Origin of the sequence: Pseudomonas sp. UBA5568, from assembly GCF_002425525.1 — a bacterium.
In the GTDB taxonomy this organism is placed as follows: Bacteria; Pseudomonadota; Gammaproteobacteria; order Pseudomonadales; family Pseudomonadaceae; genus Aquipseudomonas; species Aquipseudomonas fulva.
Window position 1 is genome coordinate 1 of record NZ_DIMK01000025.1, and the last position, 17,332, is coordinate 17,332.

The 17,332-nt window shown below is 58.3% G+C and carries 13 protein-coding genes and 2 pseudogenes; 11 read left to right on the plus strand and 4 right to left on the minus strand.

All coding sequences use genetic code 11. From position 1 onward, the window contains the following. Positions 1-229 precede the first annotated feature (229 nt). From B2S33_RS07900 to B2S33_RS07950, 11 genes and pseudogenes are all read left to right on the plus strand, one after another. Complete coding sequence (locus tag B2S33_RS07900) at positions 230-2,167, plus strand: flavin monoamine oxidase family protein (RefSeq protein WP_288650127.1); 1,938 nt, start codon at positions 230-232, stop codon at positions 2,165-2,167. A 145-nt stretch (positions 2,168-2,312) separates the two neighbouring features. After that, positions 2,313-3,209, plus strand: coding sequence for a nitrilase family protein (locus tag B2S33_RS07905; RefSeq protein WP_110607146.1), 897 nt, complete (start codon positions 2,313-2,315; stop codon positions 3,207-3,209). 9 nt (positions 3,210-3,218) lie between these two features. Further along, positions 3,219-4,370 carry a hypothetical protein gene (locus B2S33_RS07910; protein ID WP_236167060.1) on the plus strand — a complete coding sequence of 384 codons (1,152 nt, stop codon included), beginning with the start codon at positions 3,219-3,221 and terminating at the stop codon, positions 4,368-4,370. After that, the gene (locus B2S33_RS07915; RefSeq protein WP_288650128.1) at positions 4,367-5,353 is read left to right on the plus strand and encodes an asparaginase; all 987 of its coding nucleotides are present in this window, start codon (positions 4,367-4,369) and stop codon (positions 5,351-5,353) included. Before B2S33_RS07910 ends, B2S33_RS07915 begins: the two co-directional genes overlap by 4 nt. Before the next feature lie 93 nt (positions 5,354-5,446). Continuing rightward, positions 5,447-5,998 carry a UPF0149 family protein gene (locus B2S33_RS07920; RefSeq protein ID WP_110607148.1) on the plus strand — a complete coding sequence of 184 codons (552 nt, stop codon included), beginning with the start codon at positions 5,447-5,449 and terminating at the stop codon, positions 5,996-5,998. Between the two features lie 14 nt (positions 5,999-6,012). Then, positions 6,013-6,081 (plus strand): annotated as a pseudogene (locus B2S33_RS07925) (metal-binding protein); the annotation flags it as partial. Further along, positions 6,081-6,512 carry a UPF0149 family protein gene (locus tag B2S33_RS07930; RefSeq protein ID WP_286884795.1) on the plus strand — a complete coding sequence of 144 codons (432 nt, stop codon included), beginning with the start codon at positions 6,081-6,083 and terminating at the stop codon, positions 6,510-6,512. The pseudogene B2S33_RS07925 and the gene B2S33_RS07930, both read left to right, overlap by 1 nt. Positions 6,513-6,720: 208 nt before the next feature. Continuing rightward, positions 6,721-7,350: a glutathione S-transferase family protein gene (locus tag B2S33_RS07935; RefSeq protein ID WP_027914188.1), complete on the plus strand. Its 630-nt coding sequence runs from the start codon at positions 6,721-6,723 to the stop codon at positions 7,348-7,350. A 27-nt stretch (positions 7,351-7,377) separates the two neighbouring features. Then, the gene (locus tag B2S33_RS07940) at positions 7,378-9,402 is read left to right on the plus strand and encodes a pyridoxamine 5'-phosphate oxidase family protein (RefSeq protein ID WP_288650129.1); all 2,025 of its coding nucleotides are present in this window, start codon (positions 7,378-7,380) and stop codon (positions 9,400-9,402) included. Positions 9,403-9,473: 71 nt separating this feature from the next. After that, positions 9,474-10,370 (plus strand): LysR family transcriptional regulator, encoded by an 897-nt coding sequence (locus B2S33_RS07945; RefSeq protein WP_027914190.1) that lies wholly within the window; start codon positions 9,474-9,476, stop codon positions 10,368-10,370. A gap of 112 nt (positions 10,371-10,482) precedes the next feature. Beyond that, positions 10,483-10,941 (plus strand): hypothetical protein, encoded by a 459-nt coding sequence (locus B2S33_RS07950; protein WP_049696440.1) that lies wholly within the window; start codon positions 10,483-10,485, stop codon positions 10,939-10,941. Positions 10,942-10,996: 55 nt separating this feature from the next. Here B2S33_RS07950 and B2S33_RS07955 read toward each other — a convergent pair whose 3' ends face one another. From B2S33_RS07955 to B2S33_RS07970, 4 genes and pseudogenes are all read right to left on the minus strand, one after another. Further along, complete coding sequence (locus B2S33_RS07955) at positions 10,997-12,283, minus strand: MFS transporter (RefSeq protein WP_027914192.1); 1,287 nt, start codon at positions 12,281-12,283, stop codon at positions 10,997-10,999. A gap of 281 nt (positions 12,284-12,564) precedes the next feature. Then, positions 12,565-12,738: pseudogene (locus tag B2S33_RS07960) on the minus strand (IS5/IS1182 family transposase); the annotation flags it as partial. 144 nt (positions 12,739-12,882) lie between these two features. After that, the gene (locus tag B2S33_RS07965; RefSeq protein WP_023536270.1) at positions 12,883-14,136 is read right to left on the minus strand and encodes a ribonucleotide-diphosphate reductase subunit beta; all 1,254 of its coding nucleotides are present in this window, start codon (positions 14,134-14,136) and stop codon (positions 12,883-12,885) included. 215 nt (positions 14,137-14,351) lie between these two features. After that, on the minus strand, positions 14,352-17,231 hold the full coding sequence (locus tag B2S33_RS07970) for a ribonucleoside-diphosphate reductase subunit alpha (RefSeq protein WP_023536265.1): 2,880 nt from the start codon (positions 17,229-17,231) through the stop codon (positions 14,352-14,354). Positions 17,232-17,332 lie beyond the last annotated feature (101 nt).

Here is a 17,332-nt window from a genome sequence, read left to right on the forward strand (position 1 = left end):
GCAGGTAGGGGTTTTGTCTTTTTGCATTAATATATTTTCGATGCTCTGACTAACGCTCTCTCAATCTGGACGACCCGACTACCGCAGTTGAATATAGACGCCGTTGTGAACTATATAGATGCATCACGCCGCCCTTGGCAACGCTATGAGCAGGATGCTGTATTTAGTTAACACCGCCCGGTTGAGCAGAACAATCATCCTTCGCTCTCCAACAAGGAGAGCGTCAATAATGACCATCGGCTCAACACATAATCACCCTGCAGATCTGGATATAGACCCGTCGCTCAGTCTTGAACCATGGGCGGTCCGTTTTCCTAATCCGCCTGACCTCTGCTTTGACTACCGTCGCGTAGTTGAGCAGCAGGGTGGTGTGGCTCAAGCCACTCAACCCTCCCATCGTATTTGTATCGTTGGTGGCGGTGTTACCGGGCTCACTGCAGCACGCGAGTTACTTCGATGTGGTTTTGAACGCGTGACTTTGATTGAGCAGTCCAATCGTATAGGTGGACGCCATCTGACAATTGCCAATCGCGCCAACGATCATAAGGCACAGAATACGCCATTTGAAATGGGCGCTATGCGCATGCCATTTTTCAATAGAACGGGCGAGACACCTCAGCAAGGACGCTCTCTTATGGCCTACTACGCCAGTCTGTTTGAGTTACGTCTCTCTCCTTTTCCAAACCCTGGGACACCCTGGGTTAAAGCAACCGGAATTTACTTACGAAATGGCCAGCTCGATGCAGAAGATGATCCTAAGCTTTTAATTTGGAAAAATTCCGAAGGCGCATCGCCTCCACCGGGCGCCATGCTTCAGCAGGTCTTCGATAAATGGCAACGATTTGCTCAGCGCTTTGCCGCTCATATCGCTTCGATCTACGGAACACACGAGTGGCCTAAGGCATGGTCTGCAATCGTTGAGCACTACCATCAGATGTCTTTCAGGGATCTTGTTAGGCTGCCTGAGCGAGACACATGGGATCCCGCGACTCCAGGTGACTTCGGCGGGTTGGGCATGGGTCCAGATGAGTCCGCCATTTTCTATTCCATTGGTATAGGCGATGGCAGCTGGGGCGCCTTCTATGATGTATGCTGTTTGTACCCGCTGCGTACAGCACTATTTGGGTTCAGCAGCCATCTACAGTTAGTACACGGCCGCGTCGATGGGGAAGGTGAACCCTATGCCGCACCGTATCTTGGGGTTGAGAAGGTGTTGGACAGCAAGGGGGTAGGTTTTCAAGCTCCCTGCTACATCGGTTTGGCTGCATTAGATGAGAGTCTGATGTTCATGAGCATCGCTGAACGGGGCATATCTCTATATGAACACCTCGTTCAGCGGCCGGATGGATTACTGACCGACAGCTCCGTTTTCTCATTACGGAAGCTAGAAAATGGTCGTATTCAAGTTGGATACAAGTGGCTACACAGCGACCCTGAAACGAGCACATTGGCGTACGAGGACTTCGATATTGTCATCTTGACTACGCCTTCCTGGCTCATCGAAACCAATATGAACCTAAGCGGCTTCACCCAGGAGATGTTACCTCAAAGGATTATAGACGCCTGGAAACATGCTCATTGGGAAACGAGCTGCAAGGTTTATGCCCCTTTGAAAAAAAGCTTTCTAAGTAGCCAATCATCTATTCCTCAGATTCTAATCACCGACAGTTTTGTGCATGATGTGTACGCCTATCGCTATAATGAATCCTATCCTGATGATTGTATTCTGCTTAGCTACACATGGGAGGACGATGCCACGAAGTTGGCATCGTTTTCCGACGGTGAATTGGTTGGTAAATGTTTATCCGAATTAGATCGTATCCTTCTCCGCTGCTCTAATGTGGCCCAGCCTATTTCGCCCTACGTTGATCATCAAAACGTTCGAGTTCAGCGTTGGATAACAGACAGCAATGCGTTGGGTTGTGCCAAACTCTATCGGGCCGGCACGTACTATGAGGCGATGGGGTTGATGAAATACAATCGCGATATTAGTGTTCATTCTGGATTATATTTGGCGGGTGAATCATTTTCTGTAGATGCTGGCTGGACAGAGCCCTGTCTGCGTACAGCCCTAGACACAGTGATCAATATTTGCGACCGCACATCAGCCGTGTTCAATGGTGGATTTACCCTCGATCACTACCCTCACTATCAAGCAGAGGGCTGACGCTGGAGGCAAATATTGCCGCGAAAAATCCCACACGATCGTCCTCTTGATCCTACGGGCGTGTAGGAACTGCCTGGCTTTAAACTCGAGATCAAACCCCGCTCTACTGGCCTCCTTCAAAAATAATCACAAGAAGGAGGCTGTCATGCCAGATATCCCCACGTCCATCAGCCCTGTACGCATTGCAGTGGTTCAGTCCGACCCTCAGGTGGGTCTTGAACAGCGCAGCGCTAACCTGACTAAGACGCTAGCGTTTGCTCGTAAAGCGATCAGAGCCGGAGCAAACATAATCGTGCTGCCGGAGCTGGCAAATACCGGATACACCTTCAACTCCCGCGCTGAGGCCTACGCCCATGCGGAGACGCTGCGAGACGGGTCAAGTGTTGCTGCATGGGCAGAGGTGGCCAGGGACTACAACGTGTACGTGGTAGCCGGTTTCGTCGAACAGGAGGGAATGAAACTCTATAACAGCGCGGTTCTATTGGGACCTGACGGGTTACTTGGACATTATCGAAAAACGCATTTGTGGAATCAGGAGAAATTGTGGTTCACCCCCGGTGACCTCGGGTTTCCAGTATTCGAGACGCCGCTTGGACGGATAGGTTTGCTGATTTGCTGGGATATCTGGTTTCCGGAAGTGCCGCGCATCATGGCTGCGCAGGGGGTAGACCTTATCTGCAGCCTCAATAATTGGGTCTGGACACCGCCACCTCTCTTCGATGCATCAGACCGCTGTATGGCCAATTATCTGACCATGACAGCTGCGCACGTGAATAATGTCTATATCGCGGCGGCCAATCGTGTAGGAAGCGAACGCGGCGGACGATTCCTCGGTTGCTCGATGATTGTCGGAACCCATGGCTGGCCGATTGGTGAGGTAGCAAGCCCGGAAGAGCAGACGATTCTGTACGCTGACATTGACCTGAGCAGCGCACGCTCCGCGCCAATTTGGAACAGTTTGAACGATCTTCCGCGTGACCGCCGGACCGACATGTATGACGCAACGCTTGGTTATCGTTTACATGCAGCTATGCCCCGGTGAGGAGGAGTCATGAACCCTGTTCAACTCATGGATTCTCAGCGCACGGCGCTCTGCTTACTTGCCGGCCTTTTCATACTGTTGGCTACAGCACTCGTAGCCAACCACTGGCTTGATTACGGCCAGCTGACTGCAACCCTCGAACAACCACTGAGTCGACTGCGATGGATAGCGGGTGATATCAGCGAAGTCGTATTTTACAAGCACGAGCTCCCGGCGCTTGGCTTGCTGATTGGCGCATGCCTCGCGCACTGGGCAGGTCTGCGTGGTTATCGCTGGCAGGGCTTTGCCATTTGCTATGGAAGTGGACTGTGGCCTTGGGTGTTCGTCAGCTCGTTGTTTGGATTGTTGTTAAGCCATCTACTGTGGGGATGGACGCTCACCGCCGGTATCTGGCAACCAACCTTCGTTGCTTTTGTATCCCTGCCGGCAGCAATGGTGCTTCTGTATGGGGGCGGCTGGCAGGTCGCAATCAGTGGAGCCGTTCTTGGTGCCGTGCTTGTAACGCCGGCGAGCCTGTTGATGGTCAATTACATCTGCTATCCACTGGGATTGCCGGCCGTAGTGGGCAATGTGAGTGGTATGGCCGTGGCGAGTATCCTGGCATTCATACTGTGCAAGCGGTTTCCTTCACTCGTACGGTCTGTGCACTTCTCAGCTCCCCGTGCACAAGCCCGCCAACCCGACTACGGAATACTATGGGTGATGCGCCGTGTACTTGCAGATTTTACAGAAGCCCCATTTTTCGGTAACGAACTGGCCAGCCTTGGGCTACTGCTGGGCGTCGGTGCAGCTTACGTGCTCGCGCCTGGTGCGCCTGTATACGGGTCGATGCTTCTGATTCCTATCATTGCCGGTCAAGCGCTGGCCTCGCTCACTGGAGTTTTATTCTGGCGAGGACAGTGGCGGATGCGAGGCTGGTATCCCACCTACATTCCCATCGTCTCAATCGTTCCGGCGGCCGTGCTCGTATACGGTGGCAGTTGGCAGGTCGTAGTCGCCAGTTCAGTCTTGGGGGCCCTCACTGCACCGCCTTTGGCTGTCGCAATTACACAGCGACTGCCAGCCTACGTGCATGGCTACGTCGGCAACGTTGCGTCCATGGCAATTGGTGTTCTAACAATTGTGCCACTCGTCGGGTTGATTACTGGGGGTAGAATATGACTGCGCAGAAAAAATTACCCACGCTCGCGATTGCCAGTCTGGGCGGCACTGTCAGCATGAAAAATGACGCACTGGCAGGTGGTGTCAAACCTGCGCTTGGTTGCGGTATGCAGGTGGCGCAAGTGCCTGAGTTGCGAAACATGGCTTTGCTTGTGTTAGAGACATTGGCGCTCTTGCCGAGTGCATCGCTGAGTTTTTTATCCTTGCTCGATGTTTTTGCGTGGGCTAAAGCTCAGATAGAAGCCGACGCTGTAGCGATTGTAATGACCCAAGGCACCGATAGCCTGGAAGAGACGGCATATTTTCTTGACCTGATTTGGCCATTCGATGCGCCAGTGGTCATGACAGGGGCTATGCGCTCTGCCAGCCAGCCCGGTCATGATGGGCCTGCCAATCTTCTTGCTGCAGTACAGGTTGCCCTGGCTGGAGACAGTCGCGGCCGCGGTGTGTTGGTGGTAATGGGGGATCAGGTCCATGCCGCGTCTCAAGTCCGTAAGACAGCCAGCTTATCCGCGTCGGCCTTCGAATCCCCTGGATACGGCCCGCTGGGGATGTTGATTGAGGGTTCAGTCCTTTACCATCATGCAATCAAGCGAACCGAAGCATTGCCGTTACCTTTTCGTACTGATCACAGGGTTGCGTTGCTTGAATCATGCCTGAGTGCCGATGTAGACCTTCTGCTGGCCGTTAAGGAGCTTGGATACGAGGGATTGGTCATCGCCGGCTTTGGCGCAGGTCATGTATCCGAGAGCTGGTCAACAGCCTTGGGACGCATTGCACCCATGCTGCCGGTAATTGTCGCCACCCGTACCGGAAGTGGTTCAACGGCGCGGGCGTCTTATGGATTTGTCGGGGGTGAGATCGACCTGCAAGCAAAAGGCATCCACATGGCAGGCCGGCTTTGCCCGCGCAAATGTCGGATTCTTTTATGGCTATTGTGCGCAAGTAACAACCAGCATCGTATTGAAAGCTGGTTAACGTGAATCCTGAGTCGCCCACACGAGGATTGCGTGGGCCTCTCTAACGAAGGGCTATGTTAGTGTACCCCTACGTCTCACTTGCCAGGATATCTGTAGATGCTCCCCACGCTTACCGAAAAAGAGCTCAATCGCCTCGAAGACATGTTGATCGTCTACGGCAATGATTACTCGGTCATCAATCTGGCAGAGCTCAACGGGTTCTTCACCGCCCTGGCCAGCTCACCCAATACCGTCCAGCCTATGGAATGGCTGCCAGCAGTAGCCGGCGGTCATGTTCCCAAGTTCAAGAAGCCGGCTGACGAAGAGGCCTATACGGCATTGATGCTGCGCTACGCCAGTCAGGTGGCCGAAGACCTGGAAGACAATGTCGATGGTTTCCAGCCGCTTTTCGAGCAAGGCGAGGGCGACCAGGGGACCGAAGTCGTCATGGAGGAGTGGTGCTTTGGCTACATGCGTGGCACCCAAGTCGCGGGTTGGGCTGCTCTGCCTCCAGAACAGGATGCGCTGCTCAAGACCATCTCGCTGCATGGGCTGGAAGATAACGTCGAGCTATTGGACCAGATGTCCGAACAGGATATCCAGCAGTGCGTGCCCCACGTCATCGATGCCGTTCGCCAGCTTTACCGATTTCATTCACAGCAGCGGTAAGGCAATGAGAGTTGTTGTTCAAGCACGGTAACAACAACGCCATACTTACCCTGTCCGAGCTGGACGGCTTCATGAACGCGCTGTGCAGCACACCGCGCGTTGTACCCCCAAGCGAATGGCTACCCGTGGTAGGTGGGGAAAGCTGCCTCATTTCAAAAGCAAGGCGCAGAGCCAGCGTTATTTTGATCTACTCATCAAGTTCCACAACCGTGTGTTGCAGATGCTTGCGCAGGCAACCGATGAACTTGAACTGCTATTCGGAGTACGAGAACTTCCAGACGGCGATGTCGTGGTTCTCGAGGACTGGTGCTTTGGCTACATGAAAGGGGTAGAAGTAGGTCAGTGGCCGCCTTTGCCTGCTGGGCTTCGACATCACTTCGATGCAATCGCGCTCCATGGCGAGGAGAAGAGTTTTCCATTGCTCGATAAGATGAGCTCTGAGGAACATCAAGCCACAGTTCCCCGCGTCGTAGAGGCTGTGCACCGGCTCTATCTCCACAACCGTCATTCCTGAAACACAAGCCCTTGCAGTCACTGCCGCACAGAGCTTGGTACATACGTGTGTCCGGTCACTGCATCACCCTTTATAGCCAGCGCTACACAGGCCAATTGTTTCGACCAGCGAAATTGAGGCTTGCTCCAGGCGCTGATTCTGCTCCTGCACCGATACATGCAGTATGGCTCTACCAGCGCTATGCCGGCGCTGATCAGGAGCCAGGCCGATGTCCACTCCAATAAAGCTCTACAACTTCCCCAAGTCCGGTCACGCGCACCGCATCGAGCTCATGCTTTCCCTGCTTGGGTTGCCAACCCAACTGGTTTTCGTTGACCTGGCAGCAGGCGCACACAAGCAACCCGAGTTCCTGGCCCTCAACCCTTTCGGCCAGGTGCCGGTGATCGATGACAACGGCACGGTGATCGCTGATTCCAACGCCATCCTGGTGTACCTGGCCAAGAAATATGACAGCGGCGCATGGCTGCCCGAAGATCCGGTGGCAGCCGCTGCCGTGCAACGCTGGTTGTCGGTGGCTGCCGGCCCGCTGGCCTTCGGTCCGGCCGCCGCGCGCCTGGTGACCGTGTTTGGTGCGGCATTCGATACCGACGAGGTCATTGCACGCGCCCATGGGCTGCTCAAGGTGATCGATACCGAACTGGCCAAAAGACCGTTCCTGGTAGGCCATACGCCAACCATCGCCGATATCGCCAACTACTCGTACATCGCCCACGCACCTGAAGGCAATGTGTCGCTGGAGCCCTATGCCAATGTGCGCGACTGGCTGATGCGAATCGAAGCGTTGCCCGGCTTCGTGGCCATGCCACGTACCCAGATCGGGCTGCAGACCAACGCCTGACACCGTACCGCCCCCGAGGACGTCGCCATGCAGCACATACACGACCATCGCCCATCGCCCTGGCACCCAGGCGAGAAAACCCTGCAGGAAAAGGTGGGTGTAGCAGCGCGCATGGAGGCGGTGGGGCATAAGGTCATTCGCGACTACATGCCCGATCAGCACCGCGCCTTCTACCACCAGCTGCCGTTCATTGTTGCCGCCAGCGTGGACGCGCAGGGCCGTCCGTGGGCGACCTTGCTGGAGGGGCCGGAAGGTTTCATCCGCTCGCCCCATCCTCGTGAGCTGACAATCGATATCCAACCGCCAGCCGACGATCCGGCGACGCCAGGGCTGGCCGCCGGGCAGGCAGTCGGCCTGTTGGGCATCGAACTGCACACCCGTCGACGCAACCGTCTCAACGGCCGCATCCACCAGACCACCCATGAGCAGTTGCAGGTGACTGTGGCTCAGTCATTCGGCAACTGCCCGCAATATATCCAACGGCGCGACTACATCCGGGTCGCGCAAATGCCACAAGGGCGTATCGATTCCACAGCGCTGGATGCCGATGCCGTCAGTCTGATTCAGGCAGCCGATACCTTCTTCGTCGCCAGTTATGTCGAGCACGCCGACGGCCAGCGAGCGGTGGACGTCTCCCACCGCGGCGGACGACCTGGGTTCGTCAGGGTTGAAGGCAGTCTCCTGACCATCCCCGACTACGCCGGGAACCTGCACTTCAATACTTTGGGCAACCTGCTGGCAAACCCCCGTGCTGGGCTGCTGTTCATCGACTTCAGCAATGGCAACGTGCTGCAACTGTATGGGCGTGCCAAGCTGCTGCTGGACAGCCCCGACATCCCATTGTTCGAGGGCGCCGAGCGCCTCTGGACGCTGGAGGTCGAGCATGTGGTATGGCGTCCGGGCGCAGTTGGCCTGCGTTGGGCATTCAAGGACTACGCGCCTACCACGTTGGCGACTGGCACCTGGGGCCATCTGTCGCAACGCTCGCAACAGGCGCCATGGCAACCCTGGCGCGTGTTGCGGGTGGAGCAGGAAAGCCGTGATATCCGCTCGTTCTACCTCGAGCCGCCTGGCGCTAGCGCAGTGACGTTCGCGCCAGGGCAACATGTGCCGGTGCAAATCCCGCTGGACCCGCATAAGCCGCTGATCCGCACCTACAGCCTGTCCAGCGCGCCTTCCGACGGTCATGTGCGCATCAGCGTCAAGGCACAGGGGCCCGCTTCGCGCTACCTGCATGAGCGCGTCGTGGCAGGCGATGTGCTGCAGGTGCGCCCGCCGGTAGGCGGCTTCACGCTGGATCTGAACAGCACTCGGCCGCTGGTGCTGATTGGCGCTGGCGTAGGCATCACCCCTTTGCTGGCCATGTTGCGCGAGCAGTTGAAGCAAGGGCCGGCGCGGGTCATTCATCTTTTCCAGGGCGCCCGTAGCTTGGCTGATCTGGCATTCCACAAGGAATTGGCACACTTGCAACATCACGCCGCAGGGCTGCTGCACGTGCACCGCACCCTGAGCCAACCCGAAGATCACGCCCGGCCAGGTCGTGATTATCAGTTTGCCGGCCGGCTGAGTATCGAGCACGTCAAAGCCACACTGACATTGGATGACTACGATTTCTACCTGTGCGGCCCAGGCAGCTTCACCCAGGACCTCTACCAGGGGCTACGCGGCCTGCATGTGCCGGACACGCGGATTCATGCCGAGGCGTTCGGCCCGTCTAGCCTTCGCCGCCACTTCGACGCCGGCCAGCCGACCCTGCAGCAACCGCCTGCTGCCAGCGAGTCAGTCGCGGTCCATTTTGCGGCATCAGCCAAACAGGCGCAGTGGTCACCCTCCAGCGGCACACTGCTGGAGTTGGCCGAGGCACATGGCCTGTCGCCGGAGTTCAGTTGCCGGGGTGGAACCTGCGGCACCTGCAAAACGCGGTTGCTCAGTGGCCAGGTGCATTACCCTAACCTCCCAGGCGAAATGCCGCAGAGCGGGAGCGCGCTGATCTGTTGTGCGGTGCCCGCGAAGGTGGATGAGCCAGGGCAGGCGCTGGTGCTTGATATCTGATCGGCCAGAACAGGCAGCACAAGCGCCTTGAATCAAACATAATGCCTGTATTCCCACCCCCAGGAGCCCGCATGGACCAGATCCACCTGATGAAGGTGTTTGTCGCCGTAGGCGAACTGGAAAGCTTCGCCGCGGCTGCGCGTCGCCTGGATATCTCCCCAGCGGCCGTCACCCGTGCTGTCGTCGCCCTGGAGGAACAACTCGGTGTCAAGCTGGCGCTGCGCACCACCCGCAGTGTGCGCCTGACTGAAGCCGGCGGCCGCTACCTGGAGGACACCCGGCACATCCTCGCCAGCATTCACGAGGCCAACGAAGCCGCTGCCGGCATCAACGCCACCCCCAAGGGCGATCTGGCCATCACCGCCCCGAGCCTGTTCGGCAAGAAGTTCGTCATGCCGTGCATCGTGCAGTACTTGCAACGGTTTCCGGAGGTCGACATTAGCGCCTACTTCCTGGACCGCATCGTGAATATGGTCGAGGAGGGCATGGACGTGGCCGTGCGCATCGGCCCCTTGCCCGATTCGGGCCTCAAGGCATTGCGCGTGGGCAAGGTACGCCGCATGTTGTGCGCCTCGCCTGAATACCTGGCCCGCTATGGCACACCCGAACATCCTTCCGACTTGGCAAGCCATGCGGTGATTGGCACCACCGACCTGTCACCGCGCGCTGGTTGGCGCTTCGGGGTGACCGACGAATCGACGTTGGTGCGGGTCAAGCCACGGTTGACCGTCACCAGCAACGACGGGGCGATTGCCGCCGCCAGTGGCGGGCTGGGGATCGCCCGCCTGCTGTCCTACCAGGTGGCTGACGAGCTGGCCAGCGGGCAACTGCGAGTGATCCTGGCTGAATACGAAGAAGCCCCGTGGCCGATTCATGTGCTGCATCGGGAGAGCAAATACGGTTCAACCAAGGTCCGGACCTTCATCGACCTGCTGGCACAAAGCCTGAGGGCCCAACAGTTGGATTGACCTGCTACCCAGCCCATGGGCGGGGTGGGTCTGTCTGGTAAAGTACCGAACTGTTCGCTGGCAGCCCGCCAGCGCGCAATGCTCACAAAAGATTACGCAAGGAAGCCGCTGGATGAACAAACGCTTCACACGCACCTGGCTCGCCGCGCTGCTGTTGCCATGGCTTGCCGCATGCAACGGCCAAAAAGTCGAGCGCGTGCTGGTTTATCAGAACACGGTCTACGACTGGCGCATCGAACACGTGGTGGCCCACAACTGGCCGGCCGGCCCGCACCAGTACTACGAGGTGTTCCTCAAAGGCCGCTTACTGATACTGCCGGCCAACACCTTCAACGACGTGCGCGACATCTGCGAGTTCGTCGCCGCAGGCGGCTTCGATACCAACAACTGGCGCAACGATACGATCATCGTGGCGTTCGAGAATGTGCAGGCGCGCAAGGGCGGCAACGAGCACTTTGTCCGCTCGCTGATGATCACCCCGACGCACCAGGAAGGGGAAGTGATACTGGCCGACATGACCACCCGCCAACAGGTTGCCGTGCAGCGGGTGGAGCCGGGTGGTGATCACTAAAAGTGGATAATGACTTGCGCTGCAACTATAAGGTGAACAGCGGACTCAGGAGGGTTCAAACTGGAACCCGGTCCTTCCTTGCTATTCGACGATACAACACAAGCGTCGCGCACAGCGCACACAGTGCAGCGAATGCGACCCAGTAAGCAGGCGCTGCTTTGTCACCGGTTTCATGGATCAACCAGGTCGACATGACCGGTGTGAAACCGCCGAACAGGGCCGTAGCCAAGCTGTAGGCTAGGGAAAAGCCCGCTACCTTCACTTCGACTGGCATGATTTCCGTGAGCGCCGGGATCATCGCACCGTTGTACATCGCATAGAGGAACGAGAACCACAGCAGTACCTCAAGCATGTGCGCGAAGCTTGCCGCATGGGCTAGGTAAGACAGTGCTGGGTAAGCGGTGAACAGGGTGAGTACGGTCATGGCGATCAGGATTGGTTTACGACCGAAACGGTCGCTGAGCGTGCCGCCGATGGGTAGCCAGATAAAGTTGGACACGCCTACCAGAAGCGTCACCAGCAACGCGTCATTTGTGCTCAGGTTGAGTACAGTCTTACCAAAGGTAGGAGCGTACACAGTGATCAGGTAGAAGGCACTGGTGGTCATGGCGACCATCAGCATGCCCGCGATGACTACCGATGAGTTGCGGCCTAGGGTGGCGATCACTTGCTTCATGGTCGGGCGATGCTGACGCTTCTCGAACGCTTCGGTTTCTTGCAGGTTACGGCGCAGGAAGAAGATGAACGGGATGATCATGCAGGCAGCGGCGAACGGAATTCGCCAGCCCCACTCGCTGATCTCGGCCGGCGCTAGGCTTTGATTCAGTCCGTAACCCAACGCAGCGGCGACCACGATGGCGACCTGTTGGCTGCCGGATTGCCAGCTGGTATAGAACCCTTTGCGACCCGGTGTAGCCATTTCGGCTAGATAGACCGACACCCCGCCCAATTCAGCACCGGCGGAAAAGCCTTGCAGCAAGCGGCCAAGCAGGACGAGCGCGGGTGCCCAATAGCCGATCGTGGCAAAGCCGGGGACTAGGACGATGAGCAACGTGCCGCTGGCCATTATCGACAGCGTGACGATGAGGCCTTTGCGGCGGCCAACATCGTCGATGTAAGCGCCTAGAATTACCGCTCCCAATGGCCGCATGAGGAAACCGGCGCCGAACACAGCGAAGGTCATCATCAGCGAGGCGAATTCGCTGGAGGCTGGGAAGAAAGCTGAGGCGATTTGGGTGGCGTAGAAACCGAACAGGAAGAAGTCGAATTGTTCGAGGAAGTTACCAGATGTGACACGTAGAACCGCCGCGGCCTTGGACCGGGCGGGAGGTGAAGCAGGCATAGACGGTTCTCCAGCATGAATCTGTTCGTTGTTGAACGATCAATCGCCTCGATTATGCTGGACACATCCTGAAATGCTTAATGAAACATTCTGATCACTGCGGCGCAGGGCGCACAGGGGCCTCACGCGACAGGAGAAGTGACAAGCTCTAGTACCCACTCGCAAAGCTCATCGTTTGACGAAAGAATCGATTTCAGCCGCAGATCTGCCAGATCACCGGCTTTCTTCCAGGCTTCGGCTGCTTCCCAAGCCGGTACAACCCTGGTCGCCACAGATGACGCTACAGCGGCTACATTCGCCGCTATACCGTGTACAGGGTGCACCAGGCCCGATTCGGCATCGGCACTAACAGGCGCCTTCATGCCGAAGAAATATGAGTTACCTTTCTTCGCCTGGTGCATGTCGGGACCGCGCTTACGTTCCTTGTTCCTGGTCGAACTGGGTGCGTGGATGATGAATCAGAAAAATTTCAGAGGGATTAAGTGCACAATGAGCTCATCCGGGCATTGTGCACTTAATCAGCATCGCTTGTAGTATCAGGACTACATTTAGTATTGGTGAAAAAATTCAGCCGGAGGTGAACACCTACGCCTTGAAGATCAATCCCAGCTCAACGCCCCACCGGTCTGGTACTCGATCACTCGCGTCTCAAAGAAGTTCTTCTCCTTCTTCAAGTCCATGATCTCGCTCATCCACGGGAACGGGTTGGTCGTGCCTGGGTACTCTTCCTTCAGACCGATCTGCGTCAGGCGACGGTTGGCGATGAACTTGAGGTAGTCCTCCATCATTGCCGCGTTCATGCCCAGTACGCCGCGTGGCATGGTGTCACGGGCGTATTCGATCTCCAGCTGAGTCCCCTGCAGGATCATCTGGGTGGCTTCTTCCTTCATCGCCGCATCCCACAGGTGCGGGTTTTCGATCTTGATCTGGTTGATCACGTCGATACCGAAGTTCAGGTGCATCGACTCGTCACGCAGGATGTACTGGAACTGCTCGGCAACGCCAGTCATCTTGTTGCGACGGCCCATGGACAGGATCTGGGTGAAGCCGCAGTAGAAGAAGATGCCTTCCAGAACGCAGTAGTAGGCGATCAGGTTGCGCAGCAGTTCCTTGTCGGTCTCGACGGTGCCGGTGTTGAACTCGGGGTCGGAGATGGCGCGGGTGTACTTAAGGCCCCAAGCCGCTTTCTTAGCGACCGACGGGATCTCGTGGTACATGTTGAAGATCTCGCCTTCATCCATGCCCAGCGACTCGATGCAGTACTGATAGGCGTGGGTGTGGATCGCCTCTTCGAAGGCCTGGCGCAGGATGTACTGGCGGCACTCGGGGTTGGTGATCAGGCGGTACACAGCCAGGGCCAGGTTGTTGGCAACCAGCGAGTCGGCCGTGGAGAAGAAGCCCAGGTTGCGCATGACGATGCGGCGTTCGTCCTCGGTCAAGCCGTCCTGGCTCTTCCACAGGGCGATGTCGGCGGTCATGTTGACCTCCTGCGGCATCCAGTGGTTGGCGCAGCCGTCGAGGTACTTCTGCCAGGCCCAGTCGTACTTGAACGGCACCAGCTGGTTAAGGTCGGCGCGGCAGTTGATCATGCGCTTTTCATCCACCGCCACACGGGCCGAGGAACCTTCCAGCTCAGCCAGGCCTTCGGCAACGTCCAGGGCGTCCAGGGCCGCCTTGGCGCGCTTGACGGCCTCGGAGTCCGACGCCGTGGCAGCGCGGGCTTCCAGGGCTGCGGCACCGCCGGCGCTGTCGAGTTTGTCGAGGGTGGCGGCGGCGTGAGCCTGCGCAGGGGTGTTGCCTTTGGCGGCGACTTCGCCGTCATCTTCTTTATCGAATTCGTCCCAGCTCAGCATGGTGAGAGTCTCCTGCTCGAGGGCCATCTGTGAAGTATGGCCGGTAGATCTTGGTTGCGGTGCGGTGCACGCAAATCAGCGGTGCCCGTGGCGGGCTGGCCCCAGCGGCGTGGCTGCGGCTTTTGTATCGGGTAGCGGGGCGGCAGCGCCACACCCGCAGGCTTGCATACGGCTCTACAAAAAAGAGGCTTCCCGCAGGAAGCCTCGGCCTGGCCTTACTGGCAGGCTTCGCAGTCCGGCTCGTCGATCGCGCAGGCCTTGGGCACTGGCGCAGGGCCGGCTGCCTGGACCGGGGCGCTGTCGCCACCGCTGGACACGGCGTTGAGCTTGCCGGTGTTGATGGTCGACTTCTCGGTGCTGGTGGCGGCCAGGGCACGGAGGTAGTAGGTGGTTTTCAGACCACGGTACCAGGCCATGCGGTAGGTCACGTCCAGCTTCTTGCCCGAGGCACCGGCGATGTACAGGTTCAGCGACTGCGCCTGGTCGATCCACTTCTGGCGACGGGAAGCGGCGTCGACGATCCACTTGGTTTCCACTTCGAAGGCCGTGGCGTACAGGTCCTTGAGTTCTTGCGGAATACGCTCGATCTGCTGCACCGAACCGTCGTAGTACTTCAGGTCGTTGATCATGACCGAGTCCCACAGGCCACGGGCCTTGAGGTCGCGAACCAGGTACGGGTTGATCACGGTGAACTCGCCCGACAGGTTCGATTTCACGTACAGGTTCTGGTAGGTCGGCTCGATCGACTGCGACACGCCGGTGATGTTGGCGATGGTCGCAGTTGGCGCAATGGCCATGATGTTCGAGTTACGAATACCTTTCTGTACCCGGGCACGGACCGGCGCCCAATCCAGGGTTTCGTTCAGGTCGACGTCGATGTACTTCTGGCCACGGGCCTCGATCAGGATCTGTTGCGAGTCCAGCGGCAGGATACCTTTGGACCACAGCGAGCCTTGGAACGTCTCGTAGGCGCCGCGCTCGTCGGCCAGGTCGCAGGAGGCCTGGATGGCGAAGTAGCTGACCGCTTCCATCGACTTGTCGGCGAATTCGACGGCAGCGTCGGAACCGTAGGCGATGTGCTGCAGGTACAGCGCATCCTGGAAGCCCATGATGCCCAGGCCTACCGGACGGTGCTTGAGGTTCGAGTTACGCGCCTGCGGCACCGAGTAGTAGTTGATGTCGATCACGTTGTCGAGCATGCGCACGGCCGTGTTGACGGTGCGTTGCAGCTTGGCGGTGTCCAGCTTGCCATCGACGATGTGGTTCGGCAGGTTGATCGAGCCCAGGTTGCAGACCGCGATCTCGTCCTTGTTGGTGTTCAAGGTGATCTCGGTGCACAGGTTCGAGCTGTGCACCACGCCCACGTGCTGCTGAGGCGAGCGCAGGTTGCACGGGTCCTTGAAGGTCAGCCATGGGTGGCCGGTCTCGAACAGCATCGAGAGCATCTTGCGCCACAGGTCCTTGGCCTGGATGGTCTTGAACACCTTGATCTTGTTGTACTCGGTCAGGGCTTCGTAGTACTCGTAGCGCTCTTCGAAGGCCTTGCCGGTCAGGTCGTGCAGGTCCGGCACTTCCGAGGGCGAGAACAGGGTCCACTTGCCGTCGTCGAAGACGCGCTTCATGAACAGGTCAGGGATCCAGTTGGCGGTGTTCATGTCGTGGGTACGACGGCGATCATCACCGGTGTTCTTGCGCAGCTCGATGAATTCTTCGATGTCCAGGTGCCAGGTTTCCAGGTAGGCACACACAGCGCCCTTGCGCTTGCCACCCTGGTTGACCGCAACAGCGGTGTCGTTCACGACTTTGAGGAACGGCACGACGCCCTGGGACTTGCCATTGGTGCCCTTGATGTAGGAGCCCAGTGCACGCACCGGCGTCCAGTCGTTGCCCAGGCCACCTGCGAATTTGGACAGCATGGCGTTGTCGTGGATCGCGTGGTAGATGCCCGACAGGTCGTCCGGGACGGTGGTCAGGTAGCAGCTCGACAGCTGCGGGCGCAGGGTGCCGGCGTTGAACAGGGTCGGGGTCGAGGCCATGTAGTCGAAGGACGACAACAGGTTGTAGAACTCGATCGCGCGCGCTTCCTTGTCCTTTTCTTCCAGTGCCAGGCCCATGGCCACACGCATGAAGAAGACCTGCGGCAGCTCGAAGCGCACGCCATCCTTGTGGATGAAGTAGCGGTCGTACAGGGTTTGCAGGCCCAGGTAGGTGAACTGCTGGTCACGCTCGTGATCGATGGCCTTGCCCAGGCGCTCCAGGTCATAGGCTGCCAGGGCCGGGTTGAGCAGCTCGAACTCCACGCCCTTGGCGACGTAGGCCGGCAGGGCCTTGGCATACAGGTCGGCCATTTCGTGGTGCGTGGCGCTGTCAGCGACGTTCAGGAAGGCCAGGCCTTCGGCGCGCAGGGTGTCCATCAGCAGGCGAGCGGTGACGAACGAATAGTTCGGTTCACGCTCGACCAGGGTACGGGCGGTCATCACCAGGGCGGTGTTGACGTCCTTGATGGCCACGCCGTCGTACAGGTTCTTCAGGGTTTCGCGCTGGATCAGGTCGCCATCGACTTCGGCCAGGCCTTCGCAGGCTTCGCTGATGATGGTGTTCAGGCGCGCCATGTCCAGCGGCGCCAGGCTACCGTCGGCCAGGGTGATGCGAATGCTTGGGTGCGGCTCGACCACGGCGTCGGTGCTGACGCGGGTGGCGCGCTCCTTGGCGCGCTGCTCACGGTAGATGACGTAGTCACGGGCGACTTTCTGCTCGCCGGCGCGCATCAGGGCCAGTTCGACCTGGTCCTGGATTTCTTCGATGTGGATGGTGCCACCCGATGGCATGCGACGCTTGAACGTGGCCGAGACCTGCTCGGTCAGGCGCGCGACGGTGTCGTGAATGCGCGACGAAGCGGCGGCGGTACCGCCTTCAACTGCGAGGAACGCCTTGGTGATGGCCACGGTGATCTTGTCGTCGGTGTAGGGGACGACAGTACCGTTACGCTTGATCACGCGCAGTTGGCCAGGAGCAGTGGCGGCCAGATCCTGATTGGATTCGGCAACCTGCGGGGCCTTGGCCTGCGGGTTCTCGCGAGTCGTGTCGGTTTGCATGGGTGGGTGTCTCCACAGTTTCTATATTGATCAGGCGCCCAATTGGGCGCCCACCGTTCCGTCCACTTGCTCGATTGCCTGGCGGGGATGCGCAACGCAAG

Bases quoted from the DNA above. Each gene is read 5' to 3' on its own strand.
- B2S33_RS07900 (WP_288650127.1), top strand. From the start codon at position 230: ATGACCATCGGCTCAACACATAATCACCCTGCAGATCTGGATATAGAC.
- B2S33_RS07905 (WP_110607146.1), top strand. From the start codon at position 2,313: ATGCCAGATATCCCCACGTCCATCAGCCCTGTACGCATTGCAGTGGTT.
- B2S33_RS07910 (WP_236167060.1), top strand. From the start codon at position 3,219: ATGAACCCTGTTCAACTCATGGATTCTCAGCGCACGGCGCTCTGCTTA.
- B2S33_RS07915 (WP_288650128.1), top strand. From the start codon at position 4,367: ATGACTGCGCAGAAAAAATTACCCACGCTCGCGATTGCCAGTCTGGGC.
- B2S33_RS07920 (WP_110607148.1), top strand. From the start codon at position 5,447: ATGCTCCCCACGCTTACCGAAAAAGAGCTCAATCGCCTCGAAGACATG.
- B2S33_RS07935 (WP_027914188.1), top strand. From the start codon at position 6,721: ATGTCCACTCCAATAAAGCTCTACAACTTCCCCAAGTCCGGTCACGCG.
- B2S33_RS07940 (WP_288650129.1), top strand. From the start codon at position 7,378: ATGCAGCACATACACGACCATCGCCCATCGCCCTGGCACCCAGGCGAG.
- B2S33_RS07945 (WP_027914190.1), top strand. From the start codon at position 9,474: ATGGACCAGATCCACCTGATGAAGGTGTTTGTCGCCGTAGGCGAACTG.
- B2S33_RS07950 (WP_049696440.1), top strand. From the start codon at position 10,483: ATGAACAAACGCTTCACACGCACCTGGCTCGCCGCGCTGCTGTTGCCA.
- B2S33_RS07955 (WP_027914192.1), bottom strand. From the start codon at position 12,283: ATGCCTGCTTCACCTCCCGCCCGGTCCAAGGCCGCGGCGGTTCTACGT.
- B2S33_RS07965 (WP_023536270.1), bottom strand. From the start codon at position 14,136: ATGCTGAGCTGGGACGAATTCGATAAAGAAGATGACGGCGAAGTCGCC.
- B2S33_RS07970 (WP_023536265.1), bottom strand. From the start codon at position 17,231: ATGCAAACCGACACGACTCGCGAGAACCCGCAGGCCAAGGCCCCGCAG.